The 21,809-nt window shown below is 62.1% G+C and carries 20 protein-coding genes; 4 read left to right on the plus strand and 16 right to left on the minus strand.

Translation table 11 applies throughout. The features are described from left to right. Positions 1 to 20: 20 nt before the first annotated feature. From EOA78_RS21535 to EOA78_RS21575, 8 genes are all read right to left on the minus strand, one after another. Positions 21 to 1,790, minus strand: a complete 1,770-nt coding sequence (locus EOA78_RS21535) for an adenylate/guanylate cyclase domain-containing protein (RefSeq protein ID WP_127316880.1) — start codon at positions 1,788 to 1,790, stop codon at positions 21 to 23. Between the two features lie 689 nt (positions 1,791 to 2,479). Further along, entirely contained in the window at positions 2,480 to 2,833 is a 354-nt protein-coding gene (locus EOA78_RS21540; protein ID WP_127316881.1) for a nitrile hydratase accessory protein, read from the minus strand. After that, positions 2,820 to 3,479 (minus strand): nitrile hydratase subunit beta, encoded by a 660-nt coding sequence (gene nthB, locus EOA78_RS21545; RefSeq protein WP_127316882.1) that lies wholly within the window; start codon positions 3,477 to 3,479, stop codon positions 2,820 to 2,822. Before nthB ends, EOA78_RS21540 begins: the two co-directional genes overlap by 14 nt. Beyond that, positions 3,476 to 4,081: a nitrile hydratase subunit alpha gene (gene nthA / locus EOA78_RS21550; protein WP_127316883.1), complete on the minus strand. Its 606-nt coding sequence runs from the start codon at positions 4,079 to 4,081 to the stop codon at positions 3,476 to 3,478. The genes nthB and nthA overlap by 4 nt, the downstream gene beginning before the upstream one ends. A 160-nt stretch (positions 4,082 to 4,241) precedes the next feature. Next, positions 4,242 to 4,838, minus strand: coding sequence for a LysE family translocator (locus EOA78_RS21555; protein WP_127316884.1), 597 nt, complete (start codon positions 4,836 to 4,838; stop codon positions 4,242 to 4,244). 152 nt (positions 4,839 to 4,990) lie between these two features. Continuing rightward, positions 4,991 to 5,563 carry an acetolactate synthase small subunit gene (ilvN, locus tag EOA78_RS21560; RefSeq protein WP_127316885.1) on the minus strand — a complete coding sequence of 191 codons (573 nt, stop codon included), beginning with the start codon at positions 5,561 to 5,563 and terminating at the stop codon, positions 4,991 to 4,993. A gap of 81 nt (positions 5,564 to 5,644) precedes the next feature. Further along, positions 5,645 to 7,426 carry an acetolactate synthase 3 large subunit gene (locus EOA78_RS21565; RefSeq protein ID WP_127316886.1) on the minus strand — a complete coding sequence of 594 codons (1,782 nt, stop codon included), beginning with the start codon at positions 7,424 to 7,426 and terminating at the stop codon, positions 5,645 to 5,647. Between the two features lie 305 nt (positions 7,427 to 7,731). Beyond that, positions 7,732 to 8,883: a PcfJ domain-containing protein gene (locus EOA78_RS21575; protein ID WP_348628497.1), complete on the minus strand. Its 1,152-nt coding sequence runs from the start codon at positions 8,881 to 8,883 to the stop codon at positions 7,732 to 7,734. A gap of 459 nt (positions 8,884 to 9,342) precedes the next feature. Between EOA78_RS21575 and EOA78_RS21580 the strand changes: the two genes are divergently transcribed. Further along, positions 9,343 to 11,145: an NAD(P)/FAD-dependent oxidoreductase gene (locus EOA78_RS21580; protein ID WP_127316887.1), complete on the plus strand. Its 1,803-nt coding sequence runs from the start codon at positions 9,343 to 9,345 to the stop codon at positions 11,143 to 11,145. Positions 11,146 to 11,158: 13 nt separating this feature from the next. Here the strand turns inward: EOA78_RS21580 and EOA78_RS21585 are convergent, their stop codons facing one another. Continuing rightward, positions 11,159 to 11,686 (minus strand): GNAT family N-acetyltransferase, encoded by a 528-nt coding sequence (locus EOA78_RS21585; RefSeq protein ID WP_127316888.1) that lies wholly within the window; start codon positions 11,684 to 11,686, stop codon positions 11,159 to 11,161. Positions 11,687 to 11,766: 80 nt separating this feature from the next. Next, complete coding sequence (locus EOA78_RS21590; RefSeq protein ID WP_127316889.1) at positions 11,767 to 12,333, minus strand: XRE family transcriptional regulator; 567 nt, start codon at positions 12,331 to 12,333, stop codon at positions 11,767 to 11,769. Positions 12,334 to 12,487: 154 nt separating this feature from the next. Between EOA78_RS21590 and EOA78_RS21595 the strand changes: the two genes are divergently transcribed. Then, on the plus strand, positions 12,488 to 14,317 hold the full coding sequence (locus EOA78_RS21595; protein WP_127316890.1) for an ATP-binding protein: 1,830 nt from the start codon (positions 12,488 to 12,490) through the stop codon (positions 14,315 to 14,317). Between the two features lie 216 nt (positions 14,318 to 14,533). Here the strand turns inward: EOA78_RS21595 and EOA78_RS21600 are convergent, their stop codons facing one another. Both EOA78_RS21600 and miaA read right to left on the minus strand, forming a co-directional pair. Then, positions 14,534 to 15,325 (minus strand): GGDEF domain-containing protein, encoded by a 792-nt coding sequence (locus tag EOA78_RS21600; protein WP_065010266.1) that lies wholly within the window; start codon positions 15,323 to 15,325, stop codon positions 14,534 to 14,536. A gap of 104 nt (positions 15,326 to 15,429) precedes the next feature. Continuing rightward, on the minus strand, positions 15,430 to 16,398 hold the full coding sequence (gene miaA / locus EOA78_RS21605) for a tRNA (adenosine(37)-N6)-dimethylallyltransferase MiaA (RefSeq protein ID WP_127316904.1): 969 nt from the start codon (positions 16,396 to 16,398) through the stop codon (positions 15,430 to 15,432). Here miaA and serB point away from each other — a divergent pair. Together serB and EOA78_RS21615 are read left to right on the plus strand one after the other, a co-directional pair. Beyond that, on the plus strand, positions 16,388 to 17,275 hold the full coding sequence (gene serB / locus EOA78_RS21610; protein WP_127316891.1) for a phosphoserine phosphatase SerB: 888 nt from the start codon (positions 16,388 to 16,390) through the stop codon (positions 17,273 to 17,275). The genes miaA and serB overlap by 11 nt on opposite strands. Further along, positions 17,272 to 17,844: a GNAT family N-acetyltransferase gene (locus EOA78_RS21615; protein WP_127316892.1), complete on the plus strand. Its 573-nt coding sequence runs from the start codon at positions 17,272 to 17,274 to the stop codon at positions 17,842 to 17,844. The genes serB and EOA78_RS21615 overlap by 4 nt, the downstream gene beginning before the upstream one ends. Positions 17,845 to 17,876: 32 nt before the next feature. Here EOA78_RS21615 and EOA78_RS21620 read toward each other — a convergent pair whose 3' ends face one another. The 4 genes from EOA78_RS21620 to hflK form a co-directional block, all read right to left on the minus strand. Next, a complete protein-coding gene (locus tag EOA78_RS21620) occupies positions 17,877 to 19,391 on the minus strand; it encodes a DegQ family serine endoprotease (RefSeq protein WP_127316893.1) in 1,515 nt (504 codons plus the stop codon). 142 nt (positions 19,392 to 19,533) lie between these two features. Further along, positions 19,534 to 19,722, minus strand: a complete 189-nt coding sequence (locus EOA78_RS21625; RefSeq protein ID WP_127316894.1) for a DUF2065 family protein — start codon at positions 19,720 to 19,722, stop codon at positions 19,534 to 19,536. Positions 19,723 to 19,728: 6 nt separating this feature from the next. Beyond that, a complete protein-coding gene (locus tag EOA78_RS21630; protein WP_127316895.1) occupies positions 19,729 to 20,670 on the minus strand; it encodes a protease modulator HflC in 942 nt (313 codons plus the stop codon). Beyond that, positions 20,670 to 21,773, minus strand: coding sequence for an FtsH protease activity modulator HflK (gene hflK / locus EOA78_RS21635; protein WP_127316896.1), 1,104 nt, complete (start codon positions 21,771 to 21,773; stop codon positions 20,670 to 20,672). Before hflK ends, EOA78_RS21630 begins: the two co-directional genes overlap by 1 nt. Between the last annotated feature and the right edge of the window lie 36 nt (positions 21,774 to 21,809).

Consider the following 21,809-nt stretch of genomic DNA (forward strand, 5'->3'; position numbering starts at 1 on the left):
GCGGACATCACGTTTGCAGCCTAGCCTTGCGCGGCGACACCGTTCGGATTGGGAGCCAAATCCTGTCCGGTGTCTTTCGTCTCGACATTAAAGACGCGAACGAGCCCCTCGAGGCCTTTGAGTTGGCGGGTGCCGAGGTCGACGATCGGTATTTTGTCATGCAGATGGCGCGCTACGGAATAATCGATGAGTATTTGTCGATCCTCAGCGGACGAGCACAGCCGAGACGCTAGGTTAACGACATTGCCGATCGCGGTGTAGTCAACGCGGGCTTCGTAACCAATGCGGCCCACCGTTGCCCACCCCATCGCAAGCCCCATGCCGAAGCCAATCTGATAACCACGCTGCCGCCACCCAGATATGAGGCGTTGAATGTCTTCCCGCATGTCGACAGCCATTTTTACGGCATGAAGCGCCGGCTCTTCACATGGAACCGGGGCGTTGACGAGAATCATCAATCCATCCGCCGAAAAACTGGTCAGCGTCACCTCATACCGGGTGATGATCGCGCCGAGCGCCTCATAGTACTCACGCAAGAGCTGCATGATGTCCTCAGGCTCAGCGTGCGCCGAAAATGCGGTGAAGCCACGCAAATCGCAAAAAACAGCTACCACTTCCGCGCGCTTTCCGGCGAGCATTCTCTCGTCGCCAGCCTTTTCTACGAGCTCCGCCACCTGGGGCGCCAGGAAGCGCTTTAAACGCATCATTCGCTCAGAGCGATCCCGCGATGCGGCGAGTTCCTGCGCCATTTGATTGAACCGCGCAGCCAGCCGCTCGAGCTCGTCTCCAGTGGCGATGTTGATCCGGTGATCGAATTGTCCGGCGCCGATCTTCTCCGTGCCCTCTTCCAGCAGTCGGATGGGGCCGCTCATCCGTCCCGCAAGCCAATAGGCGAGGGCCGCCGCAAAGACTGTGGCGGCGAGCAATAGACCACCGGTCCGCCAGAATGAAGCGTATAGGGGTGCAAAAGCCTCTGCCTGCGACTGCTCGACCAATACCGTCCAGCCGGCCGCGGCAACCGGCGCGCCAGCGGTCACAACGCGTTCATTCTCGGCGTTGCGGCTTGCAATCGCAATGCCGCCCGCGGCGGCGATCGCATCCCGCAGTCGGCGCAGGGCCAACGCTGCTTTCTCGTCGGCGCCCCGCATCACTTCGCTGATCGCGGGGTGAGCGATGAGGTGGCCGGCCTGGTCGACGACAAATGCCTGGCCGCTGCGGCCCACGCGGATTTCGGAAACGATGAGCCAGATAGGCTTCAGACTGATTTCGGCGATGATCGTGTTTGCTAGGACTTCCTCGTCGTAATTGGCCATCGCCATGGTTACCGACGGTACGGAACCCTGGCGATAGGTGACTGGGCCATACCAGACCTTCGCGGTGCTGGCGCCCACGACAGCAGGATCGCCTGAGCGATCCGCCCCGCCTTGCGTCCTGTTTGAGCCAGTGCGAGAGATGTGCAGCCGCTCCGCGCCAGTACCGTCGACAAGACTGATGCTGAGAATTCCCGGGACCTGGTGCATCGCCCGCACGACAAGAAGCCGAAGCTGTTTCACGCTGGCCTTGGCCGACCCGCCCTGGGGGACCGTGGAGCCGAGCGGAACCTTGATGCCGTCAAGAAAGCCCTCAATTTTGTCGGCCGCGGATGTCGCCTCGGACTTGAGCAGTGCGCTGAGGATCGCCCGCTGGTCGACATAGCTGAACCACGTGTTGCTGATGCCACTGGCGGCCATGGGAAAAACGACCGCCGCGAACAAGACCAGAAAGTATTTCCGGAACAGCGATCGACGCATGGGAGCGGCTTTGGCCCCACAGAAGCGACCGACGAGAAGTCGGACAATTCAATAGAGAAAGATACCCGAAGTTTCGTCCGATGGGTATGGGTGGGGTCGTCGTCTACCACCTATATGGCTCCACGACGCTGGTCCGTTCGTGTCCGTTTGGGCACAAAACTGTTGCGATCTGTGGAGCTTCGCCCACTTTCGGCATGGATATCGCCGGGCTAATAACCGCTATGAGGCGCGTTGCGACCGGCCTTTTTCAACACGCTTAGCGGTAAGCCGGAAAGATCTCGTAAGCTTGCTGAGCAGCTGACAAAAGCAGGTCTTTCATAAACAGCAGCGTGAAGCGTTTGGACAGAACCTAATGTCGCAATTGGCGGTCAGATATGACCTGCGCAGGCCACGAAGTTGGCTGCATTCGAAATTTTTGTCTTGCGGCGCGACGGCAAGATGGGCGCAAACGGCATTTGTCGTGATCTCAGCTATGTCTGCTTTTAGAACGCTACCTTGATAGTCCTTGCGACCGGCATTGGGCGCAAAGCCGACATGCGCGCCTTTGCCTGCAATAGTCTGCTTCGGGGTCAAATCACGTCGTACAATGCTCGCAACTGAACGACCTTGAGGGTCATAAGCCAAAATTCGAACTGATATGAGACGCTGCCCGCTCCTGCAAACTCAGGCATTACGAAGACTCAAGCTGCCTACCCGGCCGAGCCAGGATCGTTCTCCAGCAGGATCGGCTTGCCGTGCGGCGTTGCGTGGGCGGCGCGTTCCCAGGCGGCGGCAAGCGTATCGATGTCGCCCTTCCCGGCAATGCCCTTGGCCGACAGCAATCTCTCCAGCGCTGCCAGCCAGTGCTCGTAATAGTCGTGGCCATCGCTTGCGGCACCCGGCTTCTTGACCTCGGCGGACAGAGCGTCCGCCCATTCGCTCCAGGAAAACAGGCCCTTGTCGTGCAGCGCGACCGTCATGGCGAAGGCTTCGGCCTGCCACGGTTCGGCGAACACCGGCTCATCGAAACCGGGCGGCGGTCCGGCCGCCTCACGCTGGTTCAAGATAGCTCTCCCAGGCGTCGATCGACACGGTCAGCGTCGGGTCGGCGCCCTCGCCCCAAATCTCCGCGCCGTCAAAAACCACCGTATAGACCCATTGTGGGTTCTCGCCATGGCCGTGCGCATTCGTATCAGGGAAGACAAAACCATCGCGCACCGCCTCGATCGTTCCCTGCTTGCCGCGTGCATAGCGCGGCAGCCTTGTGTGGCCGGTCGGATGAAAATTTCTCGTCCGCACGAGGTCGCCCAATTTGAACCGCGCCGATGTGGCAATCGGCCGGTCGCACGGCCCGCCCCTGGCCAGTACCGCCGGCACGTTTTCGGCCTTCAGCACCCTTATGGGCGTCGCAGCAGGGTCGACCGCCTTGCCGGCGGCCAGATCGCGGTCGCTGACGAAGCCATGCCGCTTCAGCAACGTTTCGAGCGCCTTGATCCAGATCTCATAATAGCTCGAGGCATAATAGTCGGCGGGACGCAGCGATTCCCGCGCATGCCGGCTCTCGTCGAGGGTCCAGGCGCCCATGGCGCCGGCGCACAAGGTCACGCCAAGCGCACGCCTTTCCCAGTCGGCATGGAAATAGGGCTCATCCTTTTCGGGTGCAACCGGCCCGAACCCCATCTGCCCGCCGAGATCCTGCGGCCCGTTCATGTCGGCGCCCGCGCCAGTCCGGTGCCGATCATGGCGTCGCGCGTCACCAGATCCGCCAGCCGCTCCTCGCTCCAGCCGTCGGTGCCCTTCGGCCGCATCGGCACGACCAGATAGCGCAGCTCGGCGGTGGAGTCCCACACTCGGATTTTTGTTGTCATCGGCAGCGTCAGCCCAAATTCCTCGAGCACGCCGCGCGGATCGATGACAGCGCGCGAACGATAGGGCGGCGCCTTGTACCAGACCGGCGGCAGGCCGAGCACCGACCACGGGTAGCAGGAGCACAGCGTGCAGACGACGAGGTTGTGCGTGTCCGCCGTGTTGAACACGGCCTGCATGTGCTCCCCTTGCCGGCCGGTGTAGCCGAGCGAACCGATCGCAGCCGTCGCGTCGCGTTTCAGCCAGACAGCGAAGTCCGGCTCGACCCACGCCTTAGCCACCACCTTGGCGCCGTTGCGCGGACCGATTTTTGTCTCGTAGGTATCGACGATCACGTCGATCGCCGCCGGATCGATCAGCCCTTTCTGGGTGAGGATCGTCTCCAGCGCGCGCACCCGGGCGGCAAAAGGATCAAGCTCGTTGTCATGGTCGTGATCGTGGGACATGGCCGTAAATTACGGCTGCACGCATCCCACCGCAAGCGCCACGGTTTGGAAAGGCGCGAAGCGACCAGAATTGTGGCTTTCGAAAAACGAAACGGAACGGATCGTATGGTTGGCACCAGCCGGAAGCATTGCAGGCCGGCATCACCTGATATCAATGCGTCTACCGAAGCATCGGCCACAGCGTCGCCGCCAGCAGCACGCCCATGGCGATGTTGAACCATTTCAGCCGCATCGGATCCGACAGAAAACCGCGCAGCGCCGTGCCGAAACCTGCCCACACCGAAACACTCGGCAGGTTGACCACGGTGAAGGCTATCGAGATCAACGCCACCGAGAGAAACGGATGCTCCGGAATGGCATAGACGGCCATGGCAGTGATAGCCATCACCCAAGCCTTGGGATTGACCCACTGGAACGCCGCCGCATCGATGAGACGCATCGGTCGCGCATTGGCCTCGCCCTTGCCGCTAAGCGATCGCGACATGGCGATCTTCCAGGCGAGATAGAGCAGGTAGACGCCGCCCGCGATCTTCAATCCGGTGTGCAGCGCCGGAAACACCGTCAGCACGGCGCCGAGACCGAAGCCGACGGCAAGCAACAGCACGAGGAAGCCGATGCTGATGCCCAGCATATGCGGGACGGTTCTTACGAAGCCGAAATTCACGCCGGAAGCCAGGAGCATGAAGTTGTTCGGCCCCGGCGTGATCGAAGTCACGAAGGCATAGACCAGCAGGGCAAGAAATGCATCGAGGGTCATGGCTTCTTCCCAAACAGGTCAGCAATATTGTCTTTTTGGTTCAGGCGCACAAAGGCCACCCCGCGACGGCAGCCGGGCCAGAGGGTCAGCACCAAAAGCAACAGACAGGTGTAGGCGGCGCCAGCGCATTGGATGCCATAGCGCCGGACGGTTTACATCCCTTGCGGGCCGCGATTCATCGCCGCCACGCCGGTCCGGCAGATCTCGACCAGGCCGAGCGGTTTCATGATAGCGATGAACTGGTCGATCTTGGAGCCCTTGCCGGTGATCTCGAAGATGAAATGCTCGGTATTGGCGTCGATGACGCTGGCGCGGAAGGCATCGGCCAGCCTCAGCGCCTCGACGCGACCTTCGCCAGTGCCGGCCACTTTCACCAGCGCGAGTTCCCGCTCCAGCGGCCGTTCCTGGCCGAGCTCATGCGAGCGCACGGTGAGATCGACAACACGGTGCACCGGCACGATGCGCTCGAGCTGATGCTTGATCTGCTCCAGCACATGCGGCGTACCCCGCGTTACGATGGTGATGCGCGACAGATGCTTTTCATGTTCGGTTTCGGAGACCGTCAGGCTCTCGATGTTGTAGCCGCGCCCGGAAAACAGGCCGATGACCCGGGCCAGCACGCCCGGCTCGTTGTCGACCAGCACGGAAAGCGTGTGAGTCTCCGGCTTTTCCGTTTCCTTGGCGATGAAGTAGGCGGAGCCGGTCGGTTGAAGCTGTGCGTTCATGACATGAATCTCGATTTCAAACTTTTGAGCCAATTCTCTGTTTACGCACGGCTTCTTCCGACAGCCCTGCCCGGCTGACAGTTACACCAGTTCCCTGCCCTTGGCGTCGATGGCGTTGGCCACCGCCTCGTCGGTCGCCTCATCCGGCAGAAGCATCTCGTTGTGCGCCTTGCCCGACGGGATCATCGGGAAGCAGTTGGCAAGTGTCGCTACCCGGCAGTCGAAGATCACCGGCTTCTTCACCGAAATCATCTCCTTGATCGCGTCGTCCAGCTCGTCCGGCTTCTCGCAGCGGATGCCGTGGCCGCCATAGGCTTCGGCAAGCTTGACGAAATCCGGCATCGCTTCGGTGTAGGAATGCGACAGCCGGTTGCCGTGCAGAAGCTGCTGCCACTGCCGCACCATGCCCATATACTGGTTGTTGAGGATGAAGATCTTGATCGGCGCTTCGTGCTGCACCGCGGCACTCATCTCCTGCATCGTCATCTGCACCGAGGCGTCGCCGGCAATGTCGATGACCAGCGCATCCGGGTGCGCGATCTGGACGCCGAGCGCCGCCGGCAGGCCGTAGCCCATCGTGCCGAGCCCGCCGGAGGTCATCCAGCGGTTCGGCTTCTCGAAATGATAGTGCTGCGCCGCCCACATCTGGTGCTGGCCGACCTCGGTGGTGATGTAGGTGTCCATGTCCTTGGTCAGCGCGTAGAGCCGCTGGACGGCATACTGCGGCATGATCACGTCGTGGTTCATCTTGTAGGCAAGCGAATCCCGCGCCCGCCATTTCGCGATCTGTTCCCACCACGGGTGGAGCGCCTTCTTGTCGGCTTTGGCGGTCGCCCGCCACAGCCGCACCAGATCCTCCAGCACCCGGCCGACATCGCCGATGATGGGCACATCGGTGTGGACGTTCTTGTTGATCGACGATGGATCGATGTCGATATGGATCTTCTTCGAGTTCGGCGAGAACGCGGTGAGCCGACCGGTGATACGGTCGTCGAAGCGCGCGCCGATGCAGACCATGACGTCGCAATCATGCATCGCCATATTGGCTTCATAGGTGCCGTGCATGCCGAGCATGCCCATCCAGTTCTTGCCCGACGCCGGATAGGCGCCAAGGCCCATCAGCGTCGAGGTGATCGGGAAGCCGGTCAGATCGACCAGTTCGCGCAGCAAATGGCTGGCTTCCGGGCCGGAATTGATGACACCGCCGCCCGTATAGAGGATCGGCCTCTTCGCGTTGGCCATCAGTTCGACCGCCGCCTTGATCTTTTCCAGGTCGCCCTGAACCTTAGGCTGATAGCTCGTGCGCGGCGCCGTCTGTGGCGGCACGTAGATGCCCTTGGCGAACTGCACGTCCTTCGGAATATCGACGACGACCGGACCGGGACGTCCTGTCGTTGCGACGTGGAAGGCCTCGTGGATGATTGCCGCGAGCTCGTTGACGTCCTTCACCAGCCAATTGTGTTTGGTGCAGGGGCGCGTGATGCCGATCGTGTCGCACTCCTGGAACGCGTCCGAGCCGATCAGCGAGGTCGGTACCTGACCGGTCAGGCAGACCAGCGGGATCGAATCCATCAGCGCGTCCTGCAGCGGCGTGACCGCGTTGGTGGCGCCCGGCCCCGAGGTCACCAGCATGACGCCGGCCTTGCCGGTCGAGCGCGCATAGCCCTCCGCCGCGTGGCCCGCGCCCTGCTCGTGACGGACGAGGATGTGCTCGACATCGTCCTGTTGGAAGATTTCATCATAGATCGGGAGAACCGCGCCGCCCGGATAGCCGAAAACATGCTTGACGCCATTGTCCTTCAGCGCCTGCACCACCATTTCGGCGCCCGTCATATCGCGCCGCTCATTCTGTCCACTGCTCATCGGTCTGGTCCCGTACTGTCCGCCATCGGCGATTGCTGGTCGTTTAGTCGTGTTTCGGGCAATAAAAAAGGCCCCCGAGGGAGCCTGTGTCTGCGCATGGGAGGTTTTCGCCCGGCGGTTACACCGCCTTGCCCACGCGCTTTCCTACTACGAGAATGAGTGCCGTTTTCATGGTGGCGGACAATAGAATTGGTTTTGCGCCGCTGTCAACGGTGAATGTGGCACGATGCCAGGCGGCGGCACATTCGCCCCTTGTGCACTCCGCGCGGCATTTGCGCCGCGCGGGGTCTTCCGTTTTCAGGCATTCAGCACCACGCCCCTCGCCTTGGCCCAGCGCTCGACGATCTTGCGCTCCTCCGGCGAGGCGAGACGATTGCCGAAACCGCGCACCTGCACTGCACGGTTTTGCGGTCGAGCTCGATCGTCAGCAACCGCTCGACTTTGCCGAGCGCTGTGCGCCGCAGCACCCAGATCGAGGCGTTGCCGGCAATGCATTTGGCCGCGTACATCGAGACGCAATGATGCATCGCTCGGCTCTCGGCAACCAGATCCTCGGCCGTCTTGAGTTGGCGAACGAAGAAACGCTCGCCATGCGCCTTCGCCTCCTTGGAGGATGGCTGCCAATCCCAGTCCTCGAGGCGCGAGCCGTCCCAGGCGCGGCCCTGCGACTGCATTCCGGCAGTACGCGGAGCCCGCCCGGCAGCGCGGCGGCGCATCGCCTCGATGCGTTCGATCGCGGCAATGTCGCGATGCCACTCCAGCATTTGCCGACGCAGCGAGGCGAGCGTACGACCCTTCAGGGTGTATGCTGCGTCGCGCTGGTGCATCGCGCCAATATAGTCGCACAGATCATCGATCTCCTCCTTCGACGCGGGATGCCCGCAGAAGAACCGCGTCACCTCGCGCCAGAAGACCAACTCCCCGCGCGGTGTGCGCGCAACTTTCGTCCGCGCAAGTCGGGCCGCTAACCCCGGATCATCCGTATAGGACCGGGCGATCGCCACCTGAAACGCCTCGTCGAACGTGAAATCGCCGGATAAGTTTAGGAAACAATGCACCTCCTTGCGGGACAGCCACGCATTGGCGCCCGCCTTGTAGAGCGAGTCGCCACGCGCAACCGCGATATACCAGGCCTTGCGGAGCGCAACCTCGCTGGCATCCAGCCCCGAAGCATCCAGCCAGATGCCCTCGAGCGCAGCCGAAACCGGGTAACGCGCATAAAGATGGCGCGCGGCAGCCAGCCGCAAGCGCGCACGGTCGCGCGTCTTCAGCTTTGGACGCCACAGCGCACCGTCGCGGATCGCCATACCGGCAAAGCCCCGGCGAGCGTCGTCAAGCGCCCGCTCGAAATCCGGAGCGGGACGCGCGACGGGAGAGACCCGCCGCAGCGTTACGGCATATGCTTCAATGCGTTCGCGCTCGGCTTCCTGCCTGCGCTGGATCATGGACCTCGCCATGGCCGTTCTTCCTGATTGGTACCCTGTCAGCCGCACGCAATTCCAGCGTCGGCACGGAATGTGTCGATCTGGGTTGCCGGATTGACAGGGTCTCCTTTCAGGAGGACGGGTTAGGAATGGGCGGTTCTCTAAGCCCGCAGCAAACTTGACGCAAGAGCCATTCTTTCAACGATTACAATGGTCTGATGGCGTGTTGCAAAGGTGCAACTTTGGTTTCAGCCAGCAACGATTGTCGGCGGGGAACTCTCGGTGCGCTGGTGCGCGCGAAAATGTGGGGCAAATGGTTCGCCGCCGCGCGGACCAGCGCGCGCCAGAATTTTTGCGATAAGCCATTGAAACCGCGCCAAACTATTTGACGACGTGACGCGGCGCACAGTTTGCCGCGATACTCCGGTCAACCGGGCTGGGAGGGTCCGGCAAAGCCACGGTGACGACCAGGACTTCACGGGAGGAAATTTGATGCTCGACAATGCCCCAGCCAAGAAACTGTCCGACTTGCTCGACCAATTCGGCGCAGCGCTTGCCGCCGGCGACATCGACAAGGCGGTCGGGTGCTTCCAGGAAGACTGCTACTGGCGCGACCTGGTGACCTTCACCTGGAACATCAAGACCATGGAAGGTCGCGACCAGGTGCACGACATGCTGACGAGCCAGCTGGCGAAGACAAGACCTTCGAACTGGGCGATCGCCAAGGGCGAAGACGCCACCGAGAGCGACGGGCTGCTCGAAGGTTGGATCAGTTTCGAAACGGAGGTTGCGCGCGGCTTCGGCCATATCAGGCTGAAGAACGGCAAGATCTGGACGCTGCTCACCACTATGGTCGAGCTGAAGGGTCATGAGGAACCCGCCGGCTTCGCCCGGCCGTTGGGCGCCAAGCATGGTCACGGAAAAAACCGGCCGACCTGGAAAGAGGAGCGTGAGAAAGAAACCGCCGAACTTGGCTTTGTCAGTCAGCCCTACACGCTGATCATCGGCGGCGGCCAGGGCGGCATTGCGCTCGGCGCCCGGCTGAGGCAGCTCGGCGTGCCGACCATCATCGTCGAGAAGAACGAGCGTGCCGGCGATTCATGGCGCAGGCGCTACAAGTCGCTCTGCCTGCACGACCCGGTCTGGTACGATCATCTGCCCTATATCGACTTCCCGAGAAACTGGCCGGTCTTCTCGCCCAAGGACAAGATCGGCGACTGGCTGGAAATGTACACCAAGGTCATGGAGCTGAACTACTGGTCCTCCACGGAGGCCAAGAGCGCCGCCTATGACGAGGAGAAAAAGGAGTGGACGGTCGTCGTCCATCGCGGTGGCAAGGACATAACGCTGAAGCCGAAGCAGCTGGTGCTGGCCACCGGCATGTCGGGCCGGCCCAACATCCCGAAGTTCAAGGGCATGGAGAATTTCAAGGGTGATCAGCACCATTCTGCGAATCATCCCGGTCCGGACAGCTACGTTGGCAAGAAGGTCGTCGTCATCGGTTCGAACAATTCCGCGCACGATATCTGCGCCGCACTCTGGGAAGCCGGCGTCGACGTCACCATGGTGCAACGCTCGACCACGCATATCGTCAAATCCGACACGCTGATGGATGTCGGGCTCGGCGCGCTCTATTCGGAGCAGGCCGTGCAAAACGGCATGACCACGGCCAGGGCCGATCTCATCTTCGCCTCCCTGCCCTACAAGATCCTGCACGAGTTCCAGATCCCGCTCTACGAAAAGATGAAGAAGCGCGATGCCGCCTTCTATGAGGGCCTGGAAAGGGCCGGCTTCATGCTCGACTGGGGCGACGACGGTTCGGGCCTATTCATGAAATATCTCAGGCGCGGTTCCGGCTACTACATCGACATCGGCGCCTCCCAGCTGATCATCAACGGCGCCATCAAGCTGAAGAGCGGCGTCGACGTGACCGAGATCAAGGAACATTCGGTCCTGCTCAGCGACGGCACCGAGCTGTCGGCCGATGTCGTCGTCTACGCCACCGGCTACGGTTCGATGAACGGCTGGGCGGCGGAGCTGATCTCGAAAGAAGTCGCCGACAAAGTCGGGAAGTGCTGGGGTCTCGGCTCGAACACCACCAAGGACCCGGGCCCCTGGGAAGGCGAACAGCGCAACATGTGGAAGCCGACACAACAGGAAGCGCTCTGGTTCCACGGCGGCAATCTGCACCAGTCACGCCACTATTCGCAGTTCCTGTCGCTGCAGTTGAAAGCACGGCTCGAGGGCATCGCAACGCCTGTCTACGGGCTGCAGGAGGTCCACCACACGGGATAGAAATTCGGGGCTGTTACCGGGAGTGGCCGATGCGCTTCCAGTAGATAAGCGTACCGGTCAGTCCGCCATGCGGCTTCAATGCAAAGTCCGGTATCTCACCGGCAAGCGTGAAGCCCAACCTCTCATAGAGACCGGAAGCGCCCTCCTCTGTCGCCGTATCCAGGACCAGCAGCGTGCGGCCTTTTTCGACTGCGAGGCTTTCGGCCGCCGACATCAGGCGAGTAGCCACGCCTTTGCCGCGATGGTCGACGCGGGTCATCAGCTTGGCGATCTCGGCCCGGTGCGGCTGGTTGGGGGGAAAGTCGAGCAGCAAGGTAACGGTGCCGACCAGAGCCTCGCCGTCCCAGGCACCGAGCACAGCTCTTTCGCCTCTTGCAGTCGCAAGAAGCGACTTCCTCCAGAAGGCGCCTGCGGCGTCCGGCGCCAGCGGATGCATGAAACTGACCGATCCACCGGCCGCTACCGTCTCGATCAGCATATCGACCAACAATGCATGCGTTTCAGCAGTTTGTGTCAGCGCCTTGATTTCGATGGAACTCATGCGTGCAAGATCCCTGGAGCGAGATGAAAATCGCTGTGAATGCGCGAGCGTCGGTCGGGCCATAAGATGCGGCCCTGTCATCAGCCTCTGGCCAGCGCGACCAGATACTCGGCGGCGTCCGGTCCCGGAGCGTGGAAGCTGCAATCCGACGGCGCGCCAAGCGCCAGGCAGTCACCCGATTCGAGACTGTGGACGATGTCGCCCTCGGTGAATTCCAGCCGTCCGGACATCAGCCATATCTGTTGTCTGATGAAGGCATATGACGCTGCCGGAAAGCTCACCTTGGCTCCCGCCGGCAATTGAACCCGGATCAGCTCGAGCGGCATATCCGAGACCGGCGAAAGATGCCGCCTGACATAGCCTGTTGCGGGATCGCGCCAAAGCGGTTGATCGTTTTCGCGAAGCAGCCCGCCGCCTTGCAGCTCGGCCCGCGCGATGAGGGTGGAAAGCGTCATGCCGAAGGCCGCGGCGACCCGCACGAGAAGTGCTGCGGTCGGGCTCGTCTTGCCGCGCTCTATCGTGCTGAGCATGGCTTTCGACACGTCGGACCGGTCCGCGAGCTCCGCCAGCGACCAGTCCCTCAAGGTTCTTTCGGAGCGTATTCGCCTGCCGATGGTCGCCGAGATGTCGTTCGCTATGTTAGTCATAAAATCCGATATATCGAAATTTTGACGTAGAGCAAGGCCGGTCGAATTCAATTTTCACGAATGGCTTAATTGCTCTTACACCATCCGACCTCACCCCGCCTTAACCCCGTCGATGTAAGGTCGATCGCCTGGGGAAATGGGAAACAGCCTGTCCATGTTCGTCGACCGCGAAGCCTCCGTCGGAGAGCCGGCATTGCAGGAGCGCCGCAAGGCGGAGCAGAACGAGAAGCGCATTCTGGGCAATGTCGTCCAGTGCGACGGCGCGCGCGCCACCATCAGCGCCTATGCGGCCGATGTCGAAGGCACGGTCACCGGCCATTGGAGCGTCGGCAAGATGATCTCCATCAACCTTGGCGCCACGCGAACCGTCGGCCTGGTCTACGAGATCGGCAAGTCGGATCGCGCCTGGAGCAATGCGGGCCAGAACCCAATCGAGGTCAGTATCGAGCTCATCGGCGAGGTGCGCGACGGCGCCGAGCCCGGCACCAAACCGATTTTCGACCGCGGTATCACCACCTATCCGCATATCGGCGCCATCGCCCACCGTATCCGCAGCCGCGACTTGCAGGCGGTCTATGATCTCGCCGGACGTCATTCGATTACCATCGGAACGCTGTCACAGGATGAGGCGATCGACGCCAACATCGCCATTGACGACACGCTGGCGCGCCATTTCGCCATTGTGGGCACCACCGGCGTCGGCAAATCCACCGCCGTCTCGCTGCTTTTGCGCAAATCGATCGCCGCTCGACCCGACCTGCGCGTTATCATCCTCGATCCGCACAACGAGTTCGCCGCGTCCTTGCCCGAGCACTGCGTCAGGGTCGATTCGACGACGCTGGACCTGCCCTTCTGGATGTTCAAGCTCGAGGAATTCGCCGAAGTGCTGTTTCGCGGGCGCGAGACCGTGCCGGAAGAGGTCGATGCTTTGCGCGATCTCATTCCCGCAGCCAAGAACCTGTATCGCAACCCGAATTCCGGCACCTATCTCAGGCGTGGCACTGATGCACTGACCGCGGACACCCCGGTGCCCTATCGCGTTGTCGATCTTATCAAGCAGATCGACGAGCGCATGGGACTGCTGGAAAGCAAGAACGACCGCCCCACCCTCAAATCGCTGAAGACGCGCATCGAATCGGCAGCCTCGGATCCGCGCTACCGCTTCATGTTCAATTCGCGGCTGATCGAAGATACCATCCACGAGACGATCGGCAATATTTTCCGCGTGCCGCATCACGGGCGCCCGGTGACCTGCTTCGAGATGGCCGGCATGCCGTCGGAAGTGGTCAATTCTGTCTGTTCGGTGCTGGCGCGCCTGGCCTTCGACCTTGCACTGTGGAGCGAAGGCCGGCTGCGGCTGCTTTTGCTGTGCGAGGAAGCACACCGCTATATGCCGGCCGATCCGCGCCTTGGTTTTGCGCCGACCCGACACGCGCTGTCGCGCATCGCCAAGGAAGGCCGCAAATATGGCTGTTATCTTGGTATCGTCACCCAGCGCCCGGGCGAGCTCGATCCCACCATCCTGTCGCAGTGCTCGACCTTTTTCGCCATGCGGCTCGCCAACGAGCAGGACCAGGCGATCATCCGCTCGGCGATCGCCGATTCCTCAGCCTCGACGCTGGCATTCCTGTCTTCGATGGGCCAGCGCGAAGCCATCGCCTTCGGTGAGGGCGTGGCGACGACCATGCGGCTGAAGTTCGAGAAAATGTCCGATGACCTGATTCCAGGCACGGCCAAGCGCGAGGAAGCCTTGCCGTCCGAAATGGGCAATGATGTCGACCTCGTGGCGATCGTCGAAAGGCTGCGCAACGTGCCAAAACCACAGCAGGCGATGGCCTTCGCCGAAGTCGTGGATTCCGGCCGACAGGCCGGTGACCCCAACTACCGCAAGCCGCCTGTCCCGCGCGCCCAACCCGACGACGATTTCGACATGCGTTATGGCCTGAAACCCGCAACCTTCGGCCTGCGCCCGCAGAACGATTGAGCCGGCGACGGTTAAAGTCTCCATAGATCCAGCGCCCTGCGCGCTTGAGATACCGGGCAAGCTTTCACTGCTTGGGTAAATCCCGTCAGGAAATTCGTCAGGCTGAGCCGGATAGTGTCGTCGAGAACCGGAGCTGAGTGGACATTCAGTCCACGAGCACCGGAAGCGCAGAAAACGGCATCAGGCGGCCAGCCTCACGAATTAAGTGACGGGATCTTAGGCGCAGACGCGGTTTCGGCCTTGCCTCTTGGCCTCATACAGCTGGCGGTCGGCGCGGCGATAGAACTCTTCGGCGGTTTCCTTACGGTCCCAGACGGCAAGGCCGACGCTCGTGGTGATCTTCAGGCGGACATTGCCGGACAGTATAGACATGTTGGCAATCGCCTTGCGGATGCGCTCGGCGAATTTGGACAGAAGTTCGGCGTCCATGTTGGGCGTGACCACTGCGAACTCCTCGCCACCCAGGCGCGCCACCACATCGTGATAGCGTGTCATGTCCTTGAGACAATTGGCGACCGCCCGCAACACCTCGTCGCCAACATCATGGCCGTGGGTGTCGTTGACCTGCTTGAAATGGTCGAGATCAAGGATCATCAGCCCGACCGGCTTCTCGATGCGACGGAATTCCTCGAGATATTCCTTCAGTGCATCGTCGAAATAGCGCCGGTTCTGCATACCGGTCAGGCTGTCGGTCAGCGCTGCATGCTCCAGCGTTTCCGAACGGGCGCTGAGCGAAACCGTCATGGCGCGCAGCTTGCCTTCTTCTGTCGCCTGCTTGCGGATCAGCGGGTAGATAAAGAAAATGCCGAAGAACAGGGCAGTAGCCAAAAGAACGCCGGTCCCAAACAACAGCTTGTTGAGATAGATGATCTTGTCGACCCTTGCGGGTGTATGAACGTCTTCGGCGAAGGCCTGCAGAAGCCCATAGGCGTGAAGCGTCACCAGGCCGGCGGCCAGGATCACGAAGATAAACACGAAAAAGGCTGATTCCGCCTTGTGAAAACGCATCTGCTCCCCGTTGCAAAATTCCCAAAGACGTTATGGCATGGACGGGCTTACGGAGGGTTAATTAGGACAACTTCGACGGGAAATCTCCCCTCAAAATCAACTTTTCAGGTTGCACTGGAAAGCGGATCCGAGATCGTGGATTCCACACGATCACCAGGGCGCAATCTCATCCATTCCGGACCCAACTGATGGCTGAACCAGGTCGCCTGGCGCTTGGCATATTGTCGCGTCGCGATCTTCGCGCGCTCGATCGCTTCGGGGAAACTCAACTCGCCGGCCATTGCGGCCTGGAGTTCGCGAACGCCGATCGCTTTCATCGCCGGCAAGTCGGGATCGAGGCCAAGGTCGGCCAGCCGCCTGACCTCGTCGAGAGCGCCCTTCTCCAGCATGCGGTCGAACCGCGCCTCGATCCGCTCCACCAGCTCCGCTCGGTCCGGTTCGATCAGAAAGAAACGCGTGCTGGCCCTGTCGATCAGTGGACGGCCGCGCGCCGCCTGCCATTCCAGGATGGAACGGCCCGATGCGTCGAGCACCTCCAGCGCCCGCACGACGCGCTGGCCGTCGGTCGGCTTCAGCATCATGCCGGTTGCGGAATCCTCGCGCATGAGGATGCGGTGCAGCTTGGCTGCGCCCTGCTCCTGGAGTTCGTAGCGCCAGCGATCACGGATCGACTGCGGAATGTCGGGCATTTCCGAAATGCCTTCCGCAAGCGCCCGAAAATAAAGCCCCGTACCACCGACGAAAATCACCGGCCGTTCCAAGAACGCACCGTTGTCGATGAGCTTCGTCACATCGCGCAGCCAGGCGCCGGTGGAATATGCGGTGGAGGGATGAACATGTCCGTAGAGGAAATGCGGGACGCGAGCGAGTTCGGCAGCAGTCGGCCGCGCCGTCAGCACGTCGAGCACCGAATAGACTTGCATGGAATCGGTGTTGACGATGACGCCGCCGTTATGCTCAGCGATGTCGAGCGCAAGGGCGGACTTGCCGCTGGCGGTCGGCCCGGCTATCAGGATCGCGTTCTTAACGCGGCCCTCGCCCGCCTGCCCGCCGGAATTTTCGATGCCGCTGATCGCCACGCTTGTGTCCCATCCCGCCGGCCGCGCATTGTCGCCGGCGCTTGCGAATATGGTGTCAAGGGCGGTCGGCGCAAGCACTGTTCGCTGGCTGGCCGAAGGCATCGCCTGTGAATTTGCTTTGCCCGAGGCGGCCGAAGCCGTTGAAACGACCGCCAGCCTGCGCGCCGTGCTCGCACCCGAACCGGTCGACGTGATCGTCCAGCAGGCCGAGGGAAGGCGGAAGAAAATCCTCATCGCCGATATGGATTCGACCGTTATCGACCAGGAGTGCATCGACGAGCTTGCCGACGAGATCGGCGTCAAGGATTACGTCGCCGCCATCACGGCGCGATCGATGAATGGCGAGATCGCTTTCGAGCCGGCCTTGCGCGAGCGGGTGGCGCTGCTGAAAGGCCTCGACGCTGCCGTGGTCGACCGCGTCATCGCCACCCGCTTGACGCTGGCCTCCGGCGGCCGCGCACTTGTCCAGACCATGCGGGCCAATGGCGCATGGACTGCACTCGTGTCGGGTGGCTTCAACGTCTTCACCTCACGAATCGCCACCATGCTCGGCTTTCAGGAGAACCGCGCCAATCGCCTGATCGAGCAGGACGGCCGCTTCACCGGGCTGGTGGCCGAGCCGATCCTGGGGCGTGCCGCCAAGGCCGATGCGCTGCTCGAGATTTCGGCGCGCCTCGGGCTGACGACCGCCGACGCCATTGCTGTCGGCGATGGCGCCAACGACCTCGACATGATCCGCCTTGCCGGCGCCGGTGTGGCACTTCATGCCAAGCCTGTCGTGGCGGCGGAGGCAAAATTCCGCATCGACCACGCCGACCTGACCGCGCTGCTCTATCTGCAGGGCTACCGGCGGGAGGAATTTGTGGAGTGACGCCGATCCGCACCGAGCGCCTGATCCTGCGCAACTGGGAGGATCGCGACCGTGAGCTCTTCCACCGCATCAATTCCGACGAACGCGTCATGGAATTCTTTCCATTTCGCCGCGACCGCGCTGCCGCGGACGCCAAAATGGACGAGTTCCGCGCCTGGATCGCCGAGGATGGCTACGGTTTCGCTGCCGCCGAGATAATTGAAACGCGCCAATGCATCGGCTTCGTCGGCCTCCTCGACACCGATCATTTGCCCTTCCTGCCTGCCGGCACAGTCGAGATCGGCTGGCGGCTGGCGCCCGAATTCTGGGGCCATGGCTATGTCACCGAGGCAGCCGAAGCGTGGCTCGCCTATGGCTTCGAAACGCTTGGCCTCGACGAAATCGTGTCCTTCGCCGTTAGGGATAACAGCCGTTCCACAGCCGTCATGCAGCGCCTGGGCATGATCGCCGACCCGGCCAGCGATTTCGAGCACCCCGACATTCCGGACAGCCATGCCATGCTCAAGCGGCATGTGTTCTACAGGCTGACAGCCAAGGATTGGCAAGCAAGAAAAAAGGCGGGTTGCTAGCCGCCTTTTTTCCTCTGTAGTCTTTACCGGACTCAATCCATACGGATCGTCACAAACCGCAATTCGCCGGTCTTCGACGCCAGCATCAGCAGCGCGTTCTTGCGTCCCTGCTCCTTCAACGCGGCAATCCGGTCCATGACATCCTTGGGCGTAGCAACCGATTCCTGCGCGATCTCGGTGATCACCTCGCCGGCCTGGATGCCGCGTTCGGCAGCGGCCGAATCCTTGGTGACTTCGGTGATGACGACGCCGGAGACTTCGGCGGCGATGCCGAATTTCGTCCGCATCTCATCGTTGAGCTCGCCAACGGTCATGCCGAGCACGGAAGCCGTCGAAACGGCGGGCGCCTCGTCGCCATTATCCTTGTCGGCGGTGCCGTTCTCGCCGCTGGCAAGCTTTTCGCCATCTTCGAGCCGGCCGAGCGTCACCTTCACGGTCTGCTCGACGCCCTTGCGCACGATGACCACATCGACAGCCTTGCCGACCGTGCTCTCCGCGACGACGCGCGGCAAGTCGCGCATTTCATTGACGTCCCTGCCGTCGAACTTGATGATGACGTCGCCCGCCAGGATGGTGCCGTTGTCGACAGGCCCGCCCTTGATGACGCCGGCGACCAGCGCGCCCTTAGCGGTGGCCATGCCGAGGCTTTCGGCAATGTCGTCCGTCACTGGCTGGATGCGCACGCCGAGCCAGCCGCGCCGCGTCTCGCCGAACTGGCGGAGTTGGTCGACGACGCCCAACGCAAGCTGCGAGGGAATGGAAAAGCCGATGCCGATCGAGCCGCCGGACGGCGAGATGATCGCCGTGTTGATGCCGATCACCTCGCCGTCGCTGTTGAACAGCGGTCCGCCGGAGTTGCCTCGGTTGATCGCAGCATCGGTCTGGATGAAGTCGTCATAGGGACCGGAATTGATGTCGCGGTTGCGGGCCGAGACGATACCAACCGTCACGGTGCCGCCGAGGCCGAACGGATTGCCGATCGCCATCACCCAGTCACCGACACGCATCTTGCTGGAATCGCCGAATTTCACCGCCGTCAGTTTGTGCCCTTTCGGATCGACCTTCAGCACCGCCACGTCGGTCTTGGTATCGGTGCCGACCAGCGTCGCCTTCAGCGTCACGCCGTCGGAGAAATTCACCTCGATGTCGTCGGCATCGGCGATCACGTGGTTATTCGTCACCACGATACCCTGCTCGGCGTCGACCACGAAGCCGGAGCCCAGCGACTGCACCTTTTGCGAGGGGTTGCCCTGTTCGCCGGGACGGTTCTTGAAGAAATCGTCGAAGAAATCCTGGAAGGGCGAGCCCTCCGGAAGCTGCGGCATCGGCACCGCTCCCGGGCCCTCCGTGCCCTTCACCCTCTGCGAGGTCGATATGTTGACCACGGCGCCGAGCAGGCCCTGCGCGAGATCGGCGACCGAAGCGGGGCCGTCGGCGGCGGCCGCCGGCGTCACCAGCGACGGGACGGTCGCTGCGCCGATAAGAAGTGCTGCAGCACCCACGGTGAACGTCCGCCTCGCCGCGCGCAAAAACCTGTTGGATCTCATCGAGAAGTCTCCCGGTGTCTCTGAAAAGAAATGCGCTCGCCGAAAACGCTGCGTCGAACCATGTTGGCAAGAAATAAGGCACGTTTGCGGCTATGGCTATCGGCCGAAGATAAATCCTCCGTTATCCCGAAATCATAAACCGTCATCCACCCCGCACCAGCCAGACGAGGCCGACACCAACAGCGATGGCAACCAGCCCGGCGACCCGCAGCGCATTCTCCGGCATCGACAGAACTTCGCCGGCAAGTTTCTTGGCGAGGCCGGGAAAGCCGCCATAGACTAGGCCCTCTACGACGAGAACCAAGCCTATTGCCGCCAGAAAATCCTGCACCGGCCGTTACTGGCCGGTGCCTGGCTGCGCTGCCGGTGCAGCAGGTGCGGGCGGCGCCGCCGGCGTGTCCGCGCCGGCGGGATTGCGGAAGAAACGGAAGAATTCCGAATTCGGCGACAGCACCATCGTCGTCCCGGTATTGTCCAGCGCCGTGCCGTAGGCATTCATCGACCGGTAAAAGTCGAAGAAGGCTGGATCGCGCTGGTAGGCATTCGCGAAGGTGGCGCTGCGTTGAGCTTCGCCTTCACCGCGCAGGATTTCAGACTCTCTCCGTGCCTCGGCGACGATCTCCACCACTTCGCGGTCGGCGCGCGCCCTGATGCGCTGCGCCGCCTCGTTGCCGCGCGCCCTCAGCCGCTCGGCTTCGGCCAAACGCTCAGCCTTCATGCGGTCATATGTCTGTTGCGAGACTTCCGCTGTCAAATCGGTTCGGCGAATACGGACATCCTCGATCTGAAGGCCGAGCGACGTGGCGTCCGGCCTCAGCTGATCGCGCACTTCACGCATCATCACGGCTCGCTCTTCCGAGAGCGCCGCCTCGAAGTCGCGCAAACCGTAAACACGGCGCAAGGCGGCGTCGAGACGCGTCCTCAACCGTGCCTCGGCCAGTTCGATCTGGCCGGACACCGCGGAGCGGAACACGCGCGGATCCGAGATCCGATAGGCGATGAAGGCGTCGACCTCATAGAACTTGCCGCCTGAAACCTGAACGCGGATGTTGTCGAGGTCGAAGCGCAGCACCCTGTTTTCGATCAACTGCACACTGTCGGCATCGAAGAAGGCGAACGGCGCCTTGAAATAGATGCCCGGCTGGCTCTTGACGTCTACAATTTCGCCGAACCTGAGCACCAGCGCCTGCTGTCGCGCATTGACAACGAAGACGGACGAATAGAGCAGGAACAGGATAACCGCGGCGATGACGGCGATAATGGGAAGACGGTTGGCCATCACTGGGTTCCTCCGAGGACCGGCGCCGGCGCCTTCTGCTGCAATGCAGGCAGCGGCAGATAGGGAACGACCCCTTGTCCGCTGCCTTGCTCGATAATGACCTTGCTGGAATCCTTCAGAACCCTCTCCATCGTTTCCAGATAAAGCCGCTGGCGCGTCACATCCGGCGCCTTGGCGTATTCGTCATAGACCGAGATGAAGCGCTGCGCCTCGCCTTCGGCCTCCTGCATGACCCGGTTCTTGTAGCCGGCCGCCTCCTCGCGGATCTGTGCGGCCTCGCCGCGCGCCTGGCCGAGCTTCTGGTTGGAATACTGGTTGGCCTGCTCGACGAACTTGTCCTCGTCCTGTTCGGCGCGCTGCACCTCGTCGAAGGCGTCGGCCACTTCGCGCGGCGGCGCAGCGTCCTCGATCGAGATCGCGTTGACGTTCAGGCCGGCCCTATAGCCGTCAAGCGTCGTCTGGATGATTTCGCGCACGGACGCCGCAATGCCCTCGCGATCGTCGCGGAAGATGTCCTGCGCCGGTCGCCGGCCGACCGCTTCGCGCATGGCGCTTTCGGCGACCTGCCGCAGCATGCCGTCGGGATCGGACACGTCGAACAGATAGGCCCTCGGATCGGAGACCTGATAGGCCACAGAGAACTGGACGTTGACGATGTTCTGATCGCCAGAAAGCATCAGGCCTGAACCGTTGCCGGTTGCCGTGCCGCCGCCAATGTTGACGAGTTGTTCGGCGATGTTGGCCGTCTCGACCGTCTCGATGGGCCACCAATGGAAATGCAGGCCTGGCTGCGAGAACTCCGCCTTTGGCACGCCGAATCTGAGTTCGACCGCAACCTCGTCGGGCTGCACGGTATAGACCGCCTTGAATGCCCACAGCACCACAACCGCTGCCGCGATCAGCCCGAATACGGCTGGGCTGGCGCCGCCGCCACCCGGCAAAGCACGCCGCAACCTATCCTGGCCGCGCCGGATGATATCTTCGAGATCGGGAGGCGAGCCCTGCGGACCACTCGGCCCCTTCGGCCCCTGCCCCCAGGGTCCTGGATTGTTGCCGCCGCCCCATGGGCCGCCGCCTCCGCCGCTTTTGTCATTCCAGGGCATGAATGTCCTTTCGCTCCCTCACGCGCCGGCCTGACG

The organism is Mesorhizobium sp. M5C.F.Cr.IN.023.01.1.1, from assembly GCF_003997585.1.
Taxonomy (GTDB): domain Bacteria; phylum Pseudomonadota; class Alphaproteobacteria; order Rhizobiales; family Rhizobiaceae; genus Mesorhizobium; species Mesorhizobium wenxiniae.